This window comes from Microbacterium sp. NPDC077184, assembly GCF_040687055.1.
Classification (GTDB): Bacteria; Actinomycetota; Actinomycetes; order Actinomycetales; family Microbacteriaceae; genus Microbacterium.
Genome location: NZ_JBFBMM010000003.1, coordinates 302,401 through 320,144, shown reverse-complemented (window position 1 = coordinate 320,144; position 17,744 = coordinate 302,401). Strand labels below are relative to the sequence as shown.

Genomic DNA, 17,744 nt, shown 5'->3' with positions numbered 1-17,744 from the left:
CGCGGTCAGGAGGGGGGTGTCAGGGCAGGGCGACCTCGGTCGGGGCGTGATCCTCGGCCGACACGCGCAACGCGAGCGGACCGTCGCCCGTGCGGCGGATCACCGCGAGCGCGCGACCGTCGAACGTGGTGCATGACGGCCCCGCGAACGACTCCTCGGTGCGCGCCCGTCCGGTGCCGAGACCGGCGATCTCGCCCGGCCCGTCCACCTCGACGGTCACGAGAACGTCGCGGTCGCACGAGACGACACCCGCGGCATCGACGAGGACGACGTCCACGAACGACAACGGACCCGGCAGGATGCCGGTCTCGACGTCGGCGCGCAGGGAGACTCCCTCGCCGGCCGACGACAGCGCGTGCGATCCGATGACCGCCCCGTCCTTCCGGGCGACGGCGAGGAGCTCGCCCGGTCGGTAGGCGATCTCGAAGCGGGCGACGAGGTCGCGCACCTCCCCCACGGGCGCGACGCCTAGCGAGCGCCCCTCGAGGAGCAGTTCGACCTCGTCGGCGTCGGCGTACACGTCGACCGTCACCGGTGCCCCCGCGGGAACACCCCACGACCAGCTCGCGACCACGTCGTCCCACGACCAGGGGGTCTTCGCGGTGGGACGTCCGTGGTGCTCCGGTCGGTGCACGGCGATGTACGGAGCACGCCGCAGACCGAACGCGATCTCGCGGTAGTACGACGCCGGCAGCCGGTACCCGGTGATGTCGATGTCACCGCAGTCGGCGAGGACGTAAGGGTAGGGACCCGCGGTGCCGGTCGCGACGTACCCGTCGGCATCCGTGTAGTCCACGCGCCCGATCCCCGCCTCGCCGAGGTAGTCCCATCCGGTCCAGGTGAAATCGCCGATCACGTGCGGCAGCTCGGTCACCAGGCGCCACAGCTCGGCGATGCGGTCGGGGAAGGTCTCGGAGCCGACGATCACGCGGTGCGGATGGTCGATCGCGTCCTGCCGGTAGCGCGAGTCGGCGTAGTTGAATCCGACGACATCGAGCACGGATGCCGCCTCCTCGATGGACCGCGACACCACGTCGGAGGCGTTCGCGGCGGCCATCTGCGCGCCCATGTTCGCCATCATCGTGTTGGGATCGGTCGCGTCGTCACCGGCATTTGTCCCCTCGCCCTCCGCCTCGTCACCGGCGATCTCGGCGATCGCGTCGAGATTGGCGATGATGCCGTTGATGCCGTTGGTGACGTAGCGCGTGGGGTCCAGGCGCCGGATCTCCTCGGCGAGACGACGTCCCCAGGCGGCTCCGATCGGGCGGCCGAGCTCGAGGATCTCGTTGCCGATCGAGTAGAGGATGACGCTCGGGTGCGATCGGTCCTTCGCCACGAGCGCCGCGACCTCCTCGCGCCACGTCTCGGCGAACGTGATCGACGCGTCGAACGCCGTCTTCGACTGCAGCCACACGTCGGTGAGCTCATCCATCACGAGCATGCCGTGGCGGTCGCACGCCTCCAGCACCGCGCGGGACGCGGGGTTGTGAGAGCTGCGGATGGCGTTGAATCCGGCGTCCTTCAGGCGACGGATGCGGCGGTCCTCCGCGGCGGCGTCGCCGGCCGATCCGAGCACGCCGTTGTCGTGGTGGACGCACGCGCCGCGCAGGTCCACCCGCGCGCCGTTGATGCGCAGACCGTGCGCGGGATCGAGCTGGAGCGTACGGATGCCGGTGGTCAGAGCGGCACGGTCGAGCTCGCGGCCGTCGGCCTCCTCGGCGAGGGTCGCCTCCACGCGGTAGAGGTGGGGCGTCTCCGGAGACCAGCGCTGCGGATCGGCGACGGCGACCCGCGTCCGGGCCACGGCCGTCTCGCCGGGGGTGAGGGTCAGCGGCACAGATGTCCGGGCGACCTCGACGCCGCCCGGATCGACGATCGCCCACGTGACGCGGGTGGTGCGGGTGTGGCGGGTGGCGTTGCGCACCTCCGCCGACAGGGCGAGCATCGCGCGCTCGTCGTCGACGTCCACGGCCGGGGCGTCGATGCCGTCAAGAGTGAGGTGGACGGGGTCGGCGACGATGAGGTGGACCGGGCGGTAGACACCCGCACCGGTGTACCAGCGGCTGTCCTTGTGGACGCGCGCATCGACGGTGAGCGTGTTCGTCTCACCGAAGCGCAGGAAGCCGTCCAGCGGCACCGCGAAGGCGGAGTAGCCGCCGGCGTGGTGGGCGGCGACATCGCCGTTCACCCGCACCACGGCATCCCGGTACACCCCCTCGAACTCGACCAGGACGGTCTTGTCCCGCCACGCGGCGGGGGCCTCGAAGGTCGCCGTGTACGCGAAGACCCCACCGGGGATGTAGCCGGCGTGCACGCCCTGCGGGCTCGCCGGATCCCGCGGGAGGTCGCGCAGGGCGTCGTGGGGAAGGGTGACCGGGCGGGGCGCGGTCGCGGCATCCGGCCGCTCGAAGGCCCCGAGCTTCGGTCCGACGGTCCAGGACGCGGGGAAGGGGACGCGGAGCATCCCTCCTTTGTACGCCGAATCCCAAGCGAAAGCTAGCTTTTGACGCGGACCGCGGGCATGCTGGTCGACAGCGGCTCTCCGACCCCGTGCGGTCGGAACCCGACGTTTCGATGATGAGAAGAGGGCACCATGCGCGCGATCATGGTCATGTTCGACAGCCTGAACCGACGGCTCCTGCCGAACTTCGGCGCCGACGAGATCGAGGCACCCAACTTCGAACGGCTCGCCAAGATGAGCGTGACCTTCGACAACTGCTACGCGGGGAGCATGCCCTGCATGCCGGCGCGACGCGAGCTCCACACGGGTCGCCACAACTTCCTCCACCGGTCGTGGGGGCCGCTGGAACCGTTCGACGACTCGATGCCCGAGATCCTCAAGAACACCGGTGTCCACACGCACCTCGCCACCGATCACCAGCACTACTGGGAGGACGGCGGCGCGACCTATCACTCGCGGTACAGCACGTTCGAGTTCTTCCGCGGGCAGGAGGGCGACGCCTGGAAGGGGCACGTCGGAGGCGTGACGCCGCCGCCGAACGACAACGGGGACAACTTCCTCACCCGCCAGGACTGGATCAACCGGCTCTACCTGACCGACGAAGCCGACCACCCGCAGACGCTGACGTTCGACGCCGGCCTGCACTTCCTCGAGACGAACGCCGACGAGCAGGACTGGTTCCTGCAGATCGAGACGTTCGATCCGCACGAACCGTTCTTCAGCTACGAGCGCTATCGCGAGCTCTACCCCGACCGCAACGACGAGCGGATCTACGACTGGCCGTCCTACCGGCGCGTCATCGAGGACGAGGGGACGGTGGATGCCGTCCGGGCGGAGTACTTCGCCCTCGTCTCGATGTGCGATCGCTCCCTGGGGCGCGTGCTGGACTTCATGGACGAGCACGACATGTGGGACGACACGATGCTCATCGTCAACACGGACCACGGGTTCCTCCTCGGCGAGCACGGCTGGTGGGGCAAGAGCGTCATGCCCTGGTTCGACGAGAGCATCCACACGCCGCTGTTCCTCTGGGATCCACGGGCGGGAGAGAAGGATGTCCGCCGCTCGAGCCTCGTGGCCACGATCGACATCGCCCCGACCCTCCTCGACTTCTTCGGCGTCACGCCGACCCCCGACATGCAGGGCCGCACGCTGCAGCCGGTCGTCGCAGACGACACTCCCGTGCGGGAGACCACTCTCTTCGGCGTCCACGGCTCGCACGTGAACATCACGGACGGCCGCTACGTCTACATGCGCGCCTGCGCGACGGACGAGAACCAGCCGCTGTTCGAGTACACGCTCATGCCCACCCACATGCGCAGCAGATTCTTCGTCGAGGAGCTCCGAGACCTCGACCTCGCGGACCCGTGGGACTTCAGCAAGGGCGTGAAGACCCTGAAGATCCCCGCCGGCCCCGCGGGGAACCCCGCGGCCTTCGGCACGCTCCTCTACGATCTGATCGAGGATCCCGATCAGCGCACGCCCCTGCGGGATCCGGCCCTGGAGAAGCGGATGGCGCAGCTGCTCGTCGAGGCGATGCGGGACAGCGAGGCGCCTGCCGAGCAGTACGAGCGATTGGGGCTGCCCGCCACGGGCCCCGTCACGGACGCGCACCTCCTCATAGAACGCCAGTGGGACCGCGTGGTCTCCTCCGCCGCCCCCGCTCCCCTGGTCTCGGACTTCCCCCGCGACGCCCATGTCGTGACGACACCGATCCGGCGCCTTCTCGACGACGAGCGGACACGGCCGCTCATCCACGAAGCTTTCCCGCCCACGCGCAACGACGGTTTCGGACGGTACTTCGGGGGCATGACGCCGATCATGCTGACCGCGGCCATGCCGCAGGTGAAGAAGGACCGACTCGACGACCTCGAGACGCGGCTCGCCGCCGCCCTGAGCTGACGAAAAAGGACCGCGCACCGGGGCGTCATCGCGAACTCCGAGCGGTCGATCGAAATTCTTCGCAAAAACCTTGTGGACACTCGGGTTTCCACGTAGAGTCATCCCACGGCGGTCCGAGGACGGACGTCACACACAGCATGTGGAAGGACGACGATGTTCAAGTTCAAGCGTTCAGCGGCGGTCGCGGTTGCGGCCGTGCTGGCACTCACCGGTTGCACCGCCGGCGGCGGGGGCGACAACGGCGGCAGCGGTGGCGACAGCGGAGGAACCCTCACGTGGGGTGTCCTGGCTCAGGCATCGACGTTCCAGCAGAAGGACATGCGCTGGGCCAACGAGTCCCCCTACGCCCAGGCCGTCTACGACTCGCTCGTGATCACGACGCCCGAGTTCGAGGTCGAGCCGAACCTCGCCACGGAGTGGGAATACAACGAGGACAACACCGTCCTCACGATGACCCTCCGCGATGACGTCACCTTCACCGACGGCGAGACGCTCACGGCGGAGGATGCCGCTGCCAGCGTGCTCGGCTTCCGCGACGGCACGTCGCCGAACGCGACGCTGCTGAGCTCCGTCACCGACGCCACGGCGGTCGATGACACCACGCTCGAGATCACGCTGGCCGAGCCCGACCCCGGACTCATCACCGCGCTCTCGCAGAACGCCGGCCTCGTCGCGCCGGCCGAGCTGGTCGACGACCCGGCCACGGCGACCGACCCGGTCGGCTCCGGCCCCTACATCCTCAACACGGGCGAGACCGTGGTCGGCAGCAGCTACGTGTTCGACAAGAACGAGAACTACTGGAACCCCGACCACCAGCACTACGACAAGCTGATCCTGCAGGTCTACACGGACGCGTCGTCGCTCGTGAACGCCGTCCAGGGCGGTCAGGTCAACGTCTCGAACGTGATCGACCGGACGACCCTCCCCCAGATGGAGGCCGCCGGCTACACCCTGAACGAGTCGCAGCTCGACTGGCAGGGCTTCCTCATCATGGACCGCGCCGGCGAGATCTCCCCGCCGCTCGGTGACGTCCGGGTCCGCCAGGCCATCAACATGGCACTCGACCGCGACGCGTTGCTGCAGACGATCGGCAGCGGATACGGAGAGGTCACCGACCAGATCTTCGCCCCGTGGTCGGCCGGCTTCGACGCATCCCTCGACACGTACTACGACTACGACGTCGAGGCCGCCAAGGAGCTCCTCGCGGACGCCGGCTATCCCGACGGCTTCGAGGTCACCATGCCCCGCGTCGGTACGATCCCGGCCGCGCAGTGGACCCTCATGGCCGACCAGCTCGCGCAGGTCGGAATCACCGTGAACTACGAAGAGGTGCAGCCGAGCGAGTTCATCAGCGCCATCCTCGGGGCGAAGTACCCGATGTCGTGGTTCCAGCTTCAGATGGGCCCGACCGACTGGCAGCTCGCGCAGTTCCAGATCGCTGAGCAGGCGACATGGAACCCCTTCGGCTACACGACCCCCGAGGTGCAGGGCTGGATCGACACGATCCAGGTCGGCACGGAGGAGGAGGCGCAGGCCGCCGGTCTGGAGCTGAACACGTACCTCGTGGAGAACGCCTGGAACGCGCCGTTCTACCGCCCCACGCAGATCTTCGTCAGCGACTCTTCGACGATGGCCGTCCCGCAGGTCGGCAACGTGGTGCCCTACCTCTGGAACGTCCAGCCCCAGTAGCAGTCCGCAGGTGCCGGACCGGCAGCACGCCGGTCCGGCACCGCCCCCGATGAGGTTCCCTCAGTAAGGACCAGTGATGTTCCGATTCATCCTCCGTCGCGTCATCGCCGGCGTGATCCTCCTCTTCGTCGTCTCGAGCATCGCGTACGTCCTCCTGTACCTCGGCGCCGGCGACATCGCGCGGCAGATCCTCGGACAGGACGCCACGCAGGAGCAGGTCGCCGCCCTGAACAGCGACCTCGGACTCGACCAGCCCGTGCTCGTCGCGTACGCCACGTGGCTCGGGAACGCCGTCACCGGCGACTTCGGCGTCTCCTGGTTCACCCAGCAGCCGGTCGTCCAGGCGATCTCCTCCCGGGTGGCCGTCACCCTCTCGCTCGTGATCGGCACCGTCATCCTGACGGCGATCGTCGGCACCACGCTCGGCGTGTGGGCCGCCCGCAAGCGAGGTGCGGCCGACCGGACGGTGCAGATCGTCTCCGTCCTCGGATTCGCCATCCCCGGGTTCCTCATCGCGATCCTGCTCGTCAATCTCTTCGCGATCCGCCTCGGCTGGTTCAAGCCGACCGGCTTCGTGCCCCTGACCAGCTCTCTGCCCGGCTGGCTCAGCACCGTCACCCTGCCGATCATCGCCCTCTCGATCGGCGCGATCGCCGCGATCGCCGCGCAGATCCGCGGTGGCGTCATCGACACCATGCGGCAGGACTGGGTGCGCACACTCCGCAGCCGAGGCCTCTCGGAGAACCGCGTCCTGTACAAGCACGTGCTGCGAAACGCGGGTGGGCCGGCACTCGCCGTCCTCGCGGTTCAGTTCGTCGGCCTCCTCGGCGGGGCCATCATCGTGGAGCAGATCTTCGCGATCCCCGGCCTCGGCCAGGTCGCCACGACCTCGACCGCACAGGGTGACATCCCGCTCGTCATGGGCCTCGTGGTCGTGACCGCGGCGATCACCGTGATCGTCAACATCGTTCTGGAGATCCTCCAGGGATCCCTCAACCCGAAGGCGCGTGTCTCATGAGTGAGTCTGCCACCACCCCCGCCATCGACGTCCAGGTCGAGGAGAAGGCCGCCCGCTCGCACGTGGTGGCGCGCCTCCTGCGAAACCCCACGGGCCTGGCCTCGGTCATCGTCCTCGTCATCGTCTTCCTGGTCGCCGTGCTCGCCGACTTCCTCGCACCGTTGGACCCCGGCCAGGCGAACATCAACGAGGTGATGGCGCCTCCGGGCGGCGACTACCTCCTCGGCGCCGACAGCGCCGGCCGCGACATCCTGTCCCGTCTGCTGTTCGCGACGCGGTTCAGTGTCGCCGGCGCCCTCCTCGCGGTCGCCGTCGCCGCGATCATCGGTGTCACCACCGGACTCATCGCGGGCTACTACCAGAAGTGGTTCGAGACGGGATCGGTCGCGGTCATCAGCATGATCCAGGCCCTGCCCGGCATCGTGATCCTGCTGGCCGCCCGCGCGGTGGTCGGACCCTCCCTCTGGATCATGATGGCGATCTTCGGACTGATCCTGTCACCGGCGTTCTATCGACTCACGTCCGCGGCCGTCCTGGGCGTGCGGCACGAGCTCTACGTCGACGCCGCCCGCGTGGCCGGCGTCAGCGACACCAGCATCATCGGCCGGCACATCCTCGCCGTGGTGCGCGCGCCAATCATCATCCAGGCGGCGCTCCTGGCCGGCATCGCGATCGCCGTCCAGTCCGGACTGGACTTCCTCGGCCTGGGAGACCCCGACATCCCGACCTGGGGCGCCATGCTCTCCGACGCGTTCTCACGGATGTACCAGGCACCGCTGATGCTGCTGTGGCCTTCGCTCGCCATCGCGGTCACCTCGATCGCGCTCGTGCTGTTCGGCAACGCGCTGCGGGACGAGCTCGAGCGGGCAGCGGCCAAGCCGAAGAAGCGCAAGCGGTCCGCTGTCGCGGCAGCCCCCGCGGGCCCGGCGAACGCGGCACCCGTCGTCCACCCCGACTCGGATGAGACGGGTGCGGTCCTGCTGGAGGCCTCGGATCTCGTGGTGGGCTACGACCAGCCGGACGGCACGGTGAAGCAGGTCGTCAACGGCGTGTCGCTGACCGTCCGCAAGGGCGAGGTCCACGGGCTCATCGGCGAGTCCGGATCCGGCAAGACCCAGACGGCGTGGAGCATCCTCCGTCTGCTTCCCGCGGGCGGACGGATCATCTCGGGCACCGTCACGTTCGACGGTCAGGACCTCGCGCATCTGTCCGACAAGGCGATGCAGAAGATCCGGGGGCGGCGGATCTCCTACATCCCCCAGGAGCCCATGTCGAACCTGGATCCTTCCTTCACCATCGGCGCGCAGCTGGTGGAGCCCATGCGGGTGACGCTCGGCATCTCGGCGGCCGAAGCGAAGAAGCGGGCGCTCGCCCTGCTCGCGCGGGTGGGTATCCCGAACCCGGAACGCACGTTCGCGGCCTACCCGCACGAGGTCTCCGGTGGAATGGCGCAGCGCGTCCTGATCGCCGGCGCGGTCTCGTGCGAGGCCGACCTGATCATCGCCGACGAGCCGACCACCGCCCTGGATGTCACCGTGCAGGCCGACATCCTGGACCTCCTCCGCGAACTGCAGGCGGACCTCGGGGTGAGCGTCCTCATCGTGACGCACAACTTCGGTGTCGTCGCCGACCTCTGCGACCGCGTCTCGGTCATGCAGAACGGACTGATCGTGGAGACCGGTGCTGCACGGGCCATCTTCGCCGAGCCGACGCACCCGTACACGAAGTCCCTGTTCGACGCGATCCTGGAGGACGGCGAGGCGCGAGGACCCCTCACGCGACCGTCCGAGCGTCAGCCCCTCGAGGAAGGTGCCGCCCGATGAACACCGAACCGCTGCTGGTCGTCGAGGACGTCGTCGTCGAGTATCCGGCCAAGGGCTTCCGCAAGAAGCCGTTCCGCGCCCTCAAGAGCGTCTCGTTGGACATCCACCCCGGCGAATGCGTCGGGCTCGTGGGCGAGTCCGGCTCGGGCAAGACCACCCTCGGCCGGGCCGTGCTCGGCCTGGCACCGGTCACCGAGGGTCGGGTGCTCTTCAAGGGGCAGGACATCTCCCACCTGGGACGCCGCGAACGGCGCAAGCTCTCCGATGAGATCCAGGTCGTCTTCCAGGACCCCTACTCGTCCTTGAACCCGTCGCTCACCATCGAGCAGACGCTCGCCGAACCGCTGAAGGTCAAGAAGATCTCGTCGGCCGACGCCTCGCGTCGCATCCGCGGCCTTCTCGATCAGGTCGGCCTGCCGTCGAACTCCGCCACCCGCCTCCCGCGGGAGTTCTCCGGCGGGCAGCGCCAGCGCATCGCGATCGCACGCGCCCTGGCGCTGGACCCGCAGCTGATCGTCTGCGACGAACCCGTCTCGGCGCTCGACCTCTCCACACAGGCTCGCGTCCTCGACCTCTTCCGGGACATCCAGGAGGAGACGGGGGTGGCCTACCTCTTCGTCTCGCACGATCTCGCCGTCGTCCGTCACCTGAGCCACCGGGTCGCCGTGATGTACCACGGCGAGATCGTCGAGTACGGCGACGGAGACAAGGTCACCAGCGACCCGGACCACCCGTACACCCAGCGGCTGCTGCTCGCCGCCCCCGTGCCCGATCCCGCCCGCCAGGAGAAGCGTCGCGTCGACCGGCGCCGGCTGCTGCAGGAGCAGCGGGCACAGGAGCTGGAATTCAGCCTCTCGCGGACCGGGACGTCCCTCGTCGTCAGCGAGTGATCCCGTCGAGGGGTTCCGCGACGCGGAACCCCTCGACGAAGGACGCGAAGAAGTCCGAGAGTTCGCGCGCCATGTCCACGACGTCGCGATCGAGGAGCCACTGCAGCTGAAGTCCGTCCATCAAGGCGATGGTCGCGTTCGCGGCGCGGTGCGGATCAGCGCCGGGCGCCAATCGCCCCGCATCCTGCAGCTGGCGGAAAGCGCTCGCGATCATCTCCCGCGTATCCACGTAGCGCGTGACGAAGTAATCGTGCGCCGGGTGATCGGGAGCGATCGCCTCGGCCGAGAGCACGCAGTAGAGCTCCACGACACCGGGGACGCTGGCGTTGTAGGTGGCCAGGTCCACCAGGGCGCGGAGCGTGGCCGCACCGTCGTCTCCGTCCAGCTCGAACCGTTCCCGCGCCAGGTCGTCCCTGTGCTCGAGGACGGCCTCGAGGAGGTGCACCTTGCTGGGGAAGTGATGGAGGAGACCGGCCTCACTGATCCCCACACGGGTGGCGACCTCTTTGAGCGAACCCGATCGGTAGCCGGACTCGGCGAAGACCTCGAGCGCGGCGTCGAGGATCGCCATCTTGCGAGCGCGGGTCTTCGCGTATTCGCCTCTGGCCCTGCGCGGGGCGACCTTCGTCGTGGTCTCGGTCGACATCTCTCCCCATTTCCGCCTGCCCGTCGGCGGGCCGCGCCGACCGGGGCTGTCCCCACATTGTGGATCATCCGACCACAGAAACCTAGTCACCGGTCGGATTCGACCCGCCTCATCCGATCGGAGACCGCGTCTCCCACAAAAACCTAGCGCTGGCTCGGCTTTCGTGTTAGCGTCTCGATCAGAGGATCCACGGTGGTGTCGCTCGCAGTGAGGCCGTGACCCGAACATCCGTCCGCGACCGCACGACAAAGAAGGACTCCCGTGACTCTCCAGCCGGCTGCCCCCGCCACGACCCACCCCGCCTCGGTCGAGCACCTCCTCCCCCTGCTTGACGCGCTCAGCCTCGAGCAGAAGGCCGCGTTCGTGCAGGGCGCCGACTTCTGGACGACCGTGCCGCTGCCCGAGATCGGCCTGCGCGCCATGACCCTGTCCGACGGGCCCGCAGGTGTGCGCGGTCCGCGATGGGACGAGCGCGAGCCGTCGCTCAACCTGCCGTCGGGCTCCGCCCTCGCGGCCTCGTGGGATGTCGAGTTGGCGTACCGCTACGGAGCAGTCGCGGCATCCGAGGCCCGCCGCAAGGGCGTCGACGTCGTCCTCGGGCCGACGATCAACCTGCACCGCTCGCCGCTCGGCGGTCGCCACTTCGAGTGCCTGAGCGAAGACCCGGAGCTCTCGGCCGAGCTGGCCGAGGCATACGTGCGCGGACTGCAGGACAACGGTGTGGGGGCCTGCCCGAAGCACTACGTCGCCAACGACAGCGAGACCGACCGGTTCACGGTCGATGTGCAGGTCGACGAGCGCTCACTGCGAGAGCTGTACCTCGCCCCGTTCGAGCGCGCCGTCGAGGAGGGCGGGGCGTGGACGGTCATGAGCTCCTACAACTCCGTCCACGGAGTCACGATGACGGAGAACGACCTGCTCGAGACGCCGCTGAACTCCGAGTGGGGCTTCGACGGCGTCGTGATCAGCGACTGGACCGCGGTGCGTTCGCTCGACGCCGCCCCCGCCGCACAGGACCTCGCGATGCCGGGCCCCGCGCCCGCGTGGGCGGATCTCGTCGACGCGGTCCGCGACGGACGCGTCTCGGAGGCGGACCTCGACCGCAAGGTCCTCCGACTGCTCCTCCTCGCGGAGCGCGTCGGCGCCCTCGGCGACACCGCGCCTCGCCGGCCCGCGGAGGTCGACGGTGTGCCGTTCACGCGTGAAGCAGGGATCGCCGGCACCGTCCTCCTCGCCAACGACGGGGTGCTGCCGCTCGACGCCTCGGCCCTCGGCTCGCTCGCGGTCATCGGCCAGAACGCGCTCGACGCGCGCACGCAGGGCGGCGGAAGCGCCACCGTGCTGCCGACGCACGTGACCTCCCCCCTCGAGGGCATCCGCGCGGCCTTCCCCACGGCGCGCGTGTCGTACGAGCGCGGAGCGGTCTCGCAGACCGGCGTGGCGGAGATCCCGGTCGAGCAGCTCGTCAACCCCGCGACGGGCGAGCCGGGCGTGCGCGTGACGTTCTACGACGGCGACGGCGTCGAGCTGTTCGCGGAAGACCGCCGCTCGACCGCGCTCGTGTGGTTCGGCGGCGACGCCCCCATCACGGCGAGCCGTCGGGTCGTCGTCGAGGGCGACTATCTCCCCGCGGAGTCGGGCAGCATCCTGCTCGGCTTCGCGGGTGCCAACCCGGGCCGTCTGTACGTCGACGACGATCTCATCCTCGACGACAGCCCGGTCGCCGAGGGCGGCGACCTCGGCGCCGCGTTCCTGAACCCGCCCTCGCTGACCGCCCCCGTCGACGTCGTCGAGGGACGCACGACCCGCATCCGTGCCGAGTTCCACACGGAACAGGCCGGTCTGATCGCCGGCGCCCTGTCGCTCACGGTCGGGATCGCCGCGGACGACTCGGACCCCGAGGGTCTGATCGCCCGGGCCGTGGCGTCCGCGGAGGCGGCGGAGGTCGCGATCGTGGTGGTCGGCACGAACTCCAAGGTCGAGTCCGAGGGCTACGACCGCACCGACCTCGACCTGCCGGGCCGTCAGAACGACCTCGTGCGCGCTGTTGCCGCGACGGGAACCCCCACGATCGTCGTCGTGAACGCCGGATCGCCGGTGGTCCTGCCGTGGGCCGACGAGGTCGCGGCCGTCCTGCAGGGCTACTTCGGCGGCCAGGAGTTCGGCTCCGCACTCGCAGCGATCTTGAGCGGAGCAGCCGAGCCCGGCGGACGCCTGCCCACCACCTGGCCCGCAGCCCTCGCGGACGTGCCCGTGGTCGAGGTCATCCCCGATGACGGAGTCCTCCGCTACAGCGAAGGCCTGCACATCGGCTACCGCGCCTGGCTTCGGGCGGATGTCGAGCCGGCATTCCCCTTCGGCCACGGGCTCGGGTACACGACCTGGTCGTGGGGCGCGGCATCCCGCGTCGACGACACGCTCGAGGTGACGCTGGCGAACACGGGCGCTCGCGCCGGGAAGCAGGTCGTCCAGGTGTACGCCGAGCGCGCGGACTCCGAGGTCGAGCGCGCGGAGCGCTGGCTGGTGGGCTTCGCCTCGGTCCACGCGGAAGCGGGGCAGACCGTCACGGCGTCGATCCCCCTTCCCGCGCGCCGCTTCGCGCACTGGACGGGCGAATGGTCGGTGGAGCCCGGCGCCTACACGCTCCGCGCCGGCGCGTCGGTCGTGGACCTCCCGCTGTCGGCCGAGTGGATGATGGAGGGATGACGCGTCTCATCAGCCTCGACGGAACACTGCAGGGCGCGGCCGATCCTCGTCTGGAGCAGCTCGTCGCGCGCCTCGCGGGCTTCCTGCAGGCGGATTCCGACCTGTCCTTCCAAGCGGCGGCGTTCCATGACGGCGAAGCCGTGCTCGATGTGTGGGGCGGACCGCACCTCGGCGAGCACACGGTCACGGTGCCGTTCTCCGCGACGAAGAACACCATCGGCCTCTCGGTCGCCCTGCTCCTCCAGCGCGGGCAGCTCGATCTCGACGCGCCTGTCGCCGAGTACTGGCCGGAGTTCGCGCAGAAGGGCAAGGCGAGGGTCACCGTCCGCCAACTCCTCTCTCATCAGGCCGGTCTTCCGCAGGCGCGGCCCGCGCTGTCCCGAGCGGAGCTGTTCGACGCCCACGCCGGCGCGGAGCGCCTGGCCGCGACGACGCCGTTCTGGCATCCGGGGAGCGCGTTCGGCTACCACGCGCTCACGATCGGCAATCTCGCGTCGGAACTGGTGTTCCGTGTGACCGGCCGCACGCTGAACGAGTTCTACGAGGACGAGATCCGGCATCCGTACGGTGTGGATTTCTTCCTCGGGTTGCCCGCGACCGAGGAGGTCCGCAGGACCGAGACCCTGCCGATGATCCCGCCCGCGGACGCCGGCCCGATGGCACCCCCGTCGCTGCTGGCCCCGCTCGTGTTCGGCGGACCGATCCTCGATCTCGCGAACGAACCGGCCAGCTGGCGCTTCGGGCATCCGGCCGTCTCGGGCACGGGCACCGCCCGCGGTCTCGCCCGCCTGTTCGCAGCGGCTGTGAGCGGCGTGGACGGCCGAGCGCCGTTCCTCTCCGAAGACACGGTTCTCGCGATCGGCCAGCAGCAGGTGCGCGGCCACGATGAGGTGCTGGGGCAGGCCGACCGCGCCCACGCGGTGGTGTTCCAGAAGCCCACCCCCGCGCTGGCCTTCGGCGGCCCGCGCGCCTTCGGTCACGACGGCGCCCAGGGTGCGCTCGCGTGTGTGGATCCCGACACGGGCGTCGCGTTCGCGTGGACGATCGCGCGAGGAGCCTGGCCGGGCGGCGCCGATCCCCGTGCGCTCGTCCTCGCCCGCGACCTGGGCGCGCTCCTGGCCGCCGGCACCGGCCCGGAAACAGTGAACCGATGACGACTCCGACGACACCCGCACGCATCGCGGCGCTGCACGCCGAGCGACGGCGGGACGCCCCCTTCGTCGCGACCCCGACGCCCGGCCTCACCTGGACCGTCGACAGCGATGCGCCCGGGTGGATGCAGGCATCCGTCGACCTCACCGACGGCCTCGAGACCGTCACACTGACGGGGCCCGACAGCGTTCTCGTCGACTGGCCCTTCCGCGCCCTCGACCCGGGCGAGAGCCGCGACGTCGCAGTGCGCGCGCGATCGAGCGACGGCGCCGAAACCGCGTGGAGCGCGCCGGTGCGGATCGAGGCCGGCTTCCTCGCGGAGGGCGAATGGATCGCCGAGCCGGTCGGCCTCGCGGCGCCCGAGCGCGACGCCCAGCCCGCGCTCGTGCGCACGTCGTTCACGATCGACCGGCCGGTGGAGCGCGCCCTGCTCTTCTGGACCGCCCTCGGCGTCGCCGAACCCGAGATCAACGGACGACCGGTCTCGGACGACGTGCTCTCCCCCGGGTGGACCGCCTACCGCGACCGCCTGGTCCATGAGACCGTGGACGTCACCGCGCTGCTGCGGGACGGCGAGAACGCGCTGGAGGCGAGCATCGCCGGTGCCTGGTACACCGAGCGCTACGGCTTCCACCGCTTCACCGACCGCCTCTACGGAACCCAGCCGTCCTTCCTCGCCCAGATGCGGGTCACCTACGCGGACGGCGACTCCGAGACGCTCGCCGCCACCGGCCCCGGGTGGTCGGCGTCCGGCGACGGGCCCGTCGTCGACAGCGGGATCTACGCCGGCGAGCACCAGGACCTGCGCCGCACCCCCGACGCCGCACGCTGGGCACCCGCGCGGATCGGCGCCGCCGCGAACCCGGCTTTCGCGCACGTGCCCGTGCCCGAGGCGCGCATCGCGCCGCCGGTGCGGCGCATCCAGACCCTCCCGGTGGCGGGCATGATCCCCACTCCGTCCGGCGGCACGATCCTCGACTTCGGCCAGAACCTCGTCGGTCGACTGCGCATCCGCGCCCGCGGCGTCGCCGGTCAACGGGTGGTGATCCGGCACGCGGAGGTTCTCGAGGACGGCGAGCTCGGCATCCGGCCCCTGCGCAACGCCGCGGCGACGGCGACGTTCGACCTGAGCGGCGGTGACGACGAGCTCGAGTCGAGGTTCTCCTTCTACGGATTCCGCTACGCCGAGATCACCGGGATCGACCTGGATGCCGGAGACGTCGAGGCCGTCGTGCTGCACACCGACATGACCCGCACCGGCTGGTTCTCCTCCTCCCACGACATGCTCGACCGGCTGCACGAGAACGTCGTGTGGGGTATGCGCGGAAACTTCCTGTCGATCCCCACCGACTGCCCCCAGCGCGACGAGCGCCTCGGATGGACCGGCGACATCCAGGTCTTCGCACCGACGGCGAGCTTCCTCTACGACTGCAACGGCTTCCTCGCCTCCTGGCTGCGCGATCTCGCGCACGAGCAGGCCCGCGAGGGCGGGGCCGTGCCGGTCGTCATCCCCGCCGCGCTCCCCTCGTTCGCCGGCGGTGGACCGGTGGCCGCGTGGGGGGATGCCGCGACCGTGGTCCCGAGCGTCCTCCACGAGCGCTTCGGAGACACCGCCGTGCTCGCCGCGCAGTACGAGAGCATGCGCGCCTGGGTCGACGCCGTCCTCCGCGACGCCGGCGACAGCGGACTGTGGGCCGGCCGGATGCAGCTCGGCGACTGGCTCGACCCCGCCGCACCTCCCGACAAGCCCGGGCAGGCCAAGGTCGACGGCGACATCGTCGCGACCGCGTACCTGGCCCGCTCGCTGCGGCAGGTCGCCGACGCCGCGGCGCTCCTCGGGCGCGACGCGGACGCCGCCGCCTACGGGGCGCTGGCCGAGCGCAGTCGCGCCGCCTTCATCGCGGAGTACGTCACGCCGGCCGGACGCATGATGAGCGACGCGCCGACCGCGTACGCGCTGGCGTTGGAGTTCGACCTCGTGCGCGAGCCGGCGCTGCGCCAGGCCCTCGCCGCCCGGCTCGCGTCGGTCGTCCGCGAGGGCGGCTACCGCATCGCCACAGGCTTCGTCGGCACGCCGCTCGTGACCGACGCGCTCACCGCCGCCGGACACCTCGAGGCGGCGGAGCGTCTGCTGCTGCAGACCGAGTGCCCGTCGTGGCTGTACCCGGTCACGATGGGCGCGACCACCGTGTGGGAACGCTGGGATTCGCTCCTGCCCGACGGTTCGGTCAACCCCGGCGAGATGACCTCCTTCAACCACTACGCGCTGGGCGCCGTGGCGGACTGGCTGCACCGGGTCGTGGCGGGGCTCGCCCCGGCAGCGCCCGGCTACCGCGCGCTCCGCATCGCGCCGCGCCCCCTCGCCGCGCTCGCGCACGCCGAGGCGCGGCACATCACGCCGTACGGCGAGGCGTCCGTGGCGTGGCGACGCGACGGAGCGGAGGTCGTGGTCTCCGCGCTCGTCCCGGCCAACACCACCGCGATCGTCGACCTCCCCGGCCGCGACGCCTTCGAGGTCGGCTCCGGAACACACGAGTGGCGGATGCCGTCGGCTCCGGCATCCGCTCGTCCGATGCTGGACGGGCTCGACGCGTCCCTCGCGGAGGTGATCGACGACCCGCGCGCCTACCGGGCACTGCTCGACACGGTCGCCGGATTCGACACGGACCGGGCCGAGGCCCTGCGCGCGGAGACGCGCTGGGGCGCGGGACGCTCGGTGAGCACCGCACTCATGTTCGTGCCGCCGGACCTGCTCGCAGCGGTGGACGCCGCGATCCGCCGCGCGACCGCGGGAGACTAGGCGGGAACGCCCCGGTCGACGGCCGTGCGCTCCTTCTCCGCCTGTCGCTGTCGGACGATCTCGCGGAGTTCGACGAGGCGCGCGACCATCTCGTCCGTCGCCTTCGCGCCGGCGTCGTGCTGGAAATCCTCCACGAGCGTGGTGAGCTCGACGTCGAAGGGCACCGGCGACTCCGCCTCGATCGTGCGATCGCGGTAGCGGAACGTGGCGATCTGCCGGCGGCGGGCCTCGATCTCGGCGCTCAGAAGCTCGATCAACGCCGCCTCCCCCACGAAGCCGGAGAAGAACAGGCGCGCCCGGAACTCGTAGCTGTAGGGCGCGACCATCGGCTGGAACGGGCTGCGGAGCCAGGCCATGAAGAAGTCCGACCCCGCGGTCGTGGCGCGGTAGATCTTCGCGTCCTGGGGTCCGCGGCGCTCGCTGGTGGTGAACTCCACCATGCCCGCCTCCGCCATCCGACCGAGCGAGCGGTACACCTGGCTCATCTGCGTCGCCGGCCGGAGGAAGACGCCGTCCATCTCCATGTAGCGCGACAGCTCGTACCCGGTGCGGGGTTTCACCAGGAGGATCCCGAGGAGGAGGTGCTCGAGCTTCATGGGGGCAGTATTCCACATGTGGAGCACACATACTACTCCACTTGTTGAATAGTCGCCCGGA

The 17,744-nt window shown here is 70.2% G+C and carries 11 protein-coding genes; 8 read left to right on the top strand and 3 right to left on the bottom strand.

Annotated elements, in window-relative coordinates; translation table 11 throughout:
• Positions 1-19: 19 nt before the first annotated feature.
• On the bottom strand, positions 20-2,464 hold the full coding sequence (locus AB0O93_RS08540) for a glycoside hydrolase family 2 TIM barrel-domain containing protein (RefSeq protein WP_363342391.1): 2,445 nt from the start codon (positions 2,462-2,464) through the stop codon (positions 20-22).
• A 129-nt stretch (positions 2,465-2,593) separates the two neighbouring features.
• Between AB0O93_RS08540 and AB0O93_RS08535 the strand changes: the two genes are divergently transcribed.
• From AB0O93_RS08535 to AB0O93_RS08515, 5 genes are all read left to right on the top strand, one after another.
• Positions 2,594-4,363, top strand: coding sequence for a sulfatase (locus tag AB0O93_RS08535; protein ID WP_363342389.1), 1,770 nt, complete (start codon positions 2,594-2,596; stop codon positions 4,361-4,363).
• A 153-nt stretch (positions 4,364-4,516) separates the two neighbouring features.
• The gene (locus tag AB0O93_RS08530) at positions 4,517-6,052 is read left to right on the top strand and encodes an ABC transporter substrate-binding protein (protein ID WP_363342387.1); all 1,536 of its coding nucleotides are present in this window, start codon (positions 4,517-4,519) and stop codon (positions 6,050-6,052) included.
• 76 nt (positions 6,053-6,128) lie between these two features.
• Positions 6,129-7,070 (top strand): ABC transporter permease, encoded by a 942-nt coding sequence (locus AB0O93_RS08525; RefSeq protein ID WP_363342385.1) that lies wholly within the window; start codon positions 6,129-6,131, stop codon positions 7,068-7,070.
• Positions 7,067-8,893, top strand: coding sequence for a dipeptide/oligopeptide/nickel ABC transporter permease/ATP-binding protein (locus tag AB0O93_RS08520; protein ID WP_363342383.1), 1,827 nt, complete (start codon positions 7,067-7,069; stop codon positions 8,891-8,893). The genes AB0O93_RS08525 and AB0O93_RS08520 overlap by 4 nt, the downstream gene beginning before the upstream one ends.
• The gene (locus AB0O93_RS08515; protein ID WP_363342381.1) at positions 8,890-9,783 is read left to right on the top strand and encodes an ATP-binding cassette domain-containing protein; all 894 of its coding nucleotides are present in this window, start codon (positions 8,890-8,892) and stop codon (positions 9,781-9,783) included. Before AB0O93_RS08520 ends, AB0O93_RS08515 begins: the two co-directional genes overlap by 4 nt.
• Here the strand turns inward: AB0O93_RS08515 and AB0O93_RS08510 are convergent.
• Complete coding sequence (locus AB0O93_RS08510; RefSeq protein WP_363342379.1) at positions 9,773-10,429, bottom strand: TetR/AcrR family transcriptional regulator; 657 nt, start codon at positions 10,427-10,429, stop codon at positions 9,773-9,775. The two genes, AB0O93_RS08515 and AB0O93_RS08510, sit on opposite strands and share 11 nt — an antisense overlap.
• A gap of 420 nt (positions 10,430-10,849) precedes the next feature.
• Here AB0O93_RS08510 and AB0O93_RS08505 point away from each other — a divergent pair, with 420 nt between their 5' ends.
• From AB0O93_RS08505 to AB0O93_RS08495, 3 genes are read left to right on the top strand one after another with little or no spacing between them, the layout of a single operon-like run.
• Positions 10,850-13,135, top strand: coding sequence for a glycoside hydrolase family 3 C-terminal domain-containing protein (locus AB0O93_RS08505; RefSeq protein ID WP_363342547.1), 2,286 nt, complete (start codon positions 10,850-10,852; stop codon positions 13,133-13,135).
• The gene (locus tag AB0O93_RS08500; RefSeq protein WP_363342377.1) at positions 13,132-14,289 is read left to right on the top strand and encodes a serine hydrolase domain-containing protein; all 1,158 of its coding nucleotides are present in this window, start codon (positions 13,132-13,134) and stop codon (positions 14,287-14,289) included. Before AB0O93_RS08505 ends, AB0O93_RS08500 begins: the two co-directional genes overlap by 4 nt.
• Entirely contained in the window at positions 14,286-17,087 is a 2,802-nt protein-coding gene (locus AB0O93_RS08495; RefSeq protein WP_363342375.1) for a family 78 glycoside hydrolase catalytic domain, read from the top strand. The genes AB0O93_RS08500 and AB0O93_RS08495 overlap by 4 nt, the downstream gene beginning before the upstream one ends.
• Here AB0O93_RS08495 and AB0O93_RS08490 read toward each other — a convergent pair.
• On the bottom strand, positions 17,084-17,683 hold the full coding sequence (locus tag AB0O93_RS08490; protein WP_363342373.1) for a PadR family transcriptional regulator: 600 nt from the start codon (positions 17,681-17,683) through the stop codon (positions 17,084-17,086). The genes AB0O93_RS08495 and AB0O93_RS08490 overlap by 4 nt on opposite strands.
• Positions 17,684-17,744: the final 61 nt, after the last annotated feature.

Bases quoted from the DNA above. Each gene is read 5' to 3' on its own strand.
- AB0O93_RS08540 (WP_363342391.1), bottom strand. From the start codon at position 2,464: ATGCTCCGCGTCCCCTTCCCCGCGTCCTGGACCGTCGGACCGAAGCTC.
- AB0O93_RS08535 (WP_363342389.1), top strand. From the start codon at position 2,594: ATGCGCGCGATCATGGTCATGTTCGACAGCCTGAACCGACGGCTCCTG.
- AB0O93_RS08530 (WP_363342387.1), top strand. From the start codon at position 4,517: ATGTTCAAGTTCAAGCGTTCAGCGGCGGTCGCGGTTGCGGCCGTGCTG.
- AB0O93_RS08525 (WP_363342385.1), top strand. From the start codon at position 6,129: ATGTTCCGATTCATCCTCCGTCGCGTCATCGCCGGCGTGATCCTCCTC.
- AB0O93_RS08520 (WP_363342383.1), top strand. From the start codon at position 7,067: ATGAGTGAGTCTGCCACCACCCCCGCCATCGACGTCCAGGTCGAGGAG.
- AB0O93_RS08515 (WP_363342381.1), top strand. From the start codon at position 8,890: ATGAACACCGAACCGCTGCTGGTCGTCGAGGACGTCGTCGTCGAGTAT.
- AB0O93_RS08510 (WP_363342379.1), bottom strand. From the start codon at position 10,429: ATGTCGACCGAGACCACGACGAAGGTCGCCCCGCGCAGGGCCAGAGGC.
- AB0O93_RS08505 (WP_363342547.1), top strand. From the start codon at position 10,850: ATGACCCTGTCCGACGGGCCCGCAGGTGTGCGCGGTCCGCGATGGGAC.
- AB0O93_RS08500 (WP_363342377.1), top strand. From the start codon at position 13,132: ATGACGCGTCTCATCAGCCTCGACGGAACACTGCAGGGCGCGGCCGAT.
- AB0O93_RS08495 (WP_363342375.1), top strand. From the start codon at position 14,286: ATGACGACTCCGACGACACCCGCACGCATCGCGGCGCTGCACGCCGAG.
- AB0O93_RS08490 (WP_363342373.1), bottom strand. From the start codon at position 17,683: ATGAAGCTCGAGCACCTCCTCCTCGGGATCCTCCTGGTGAAACCCCGC.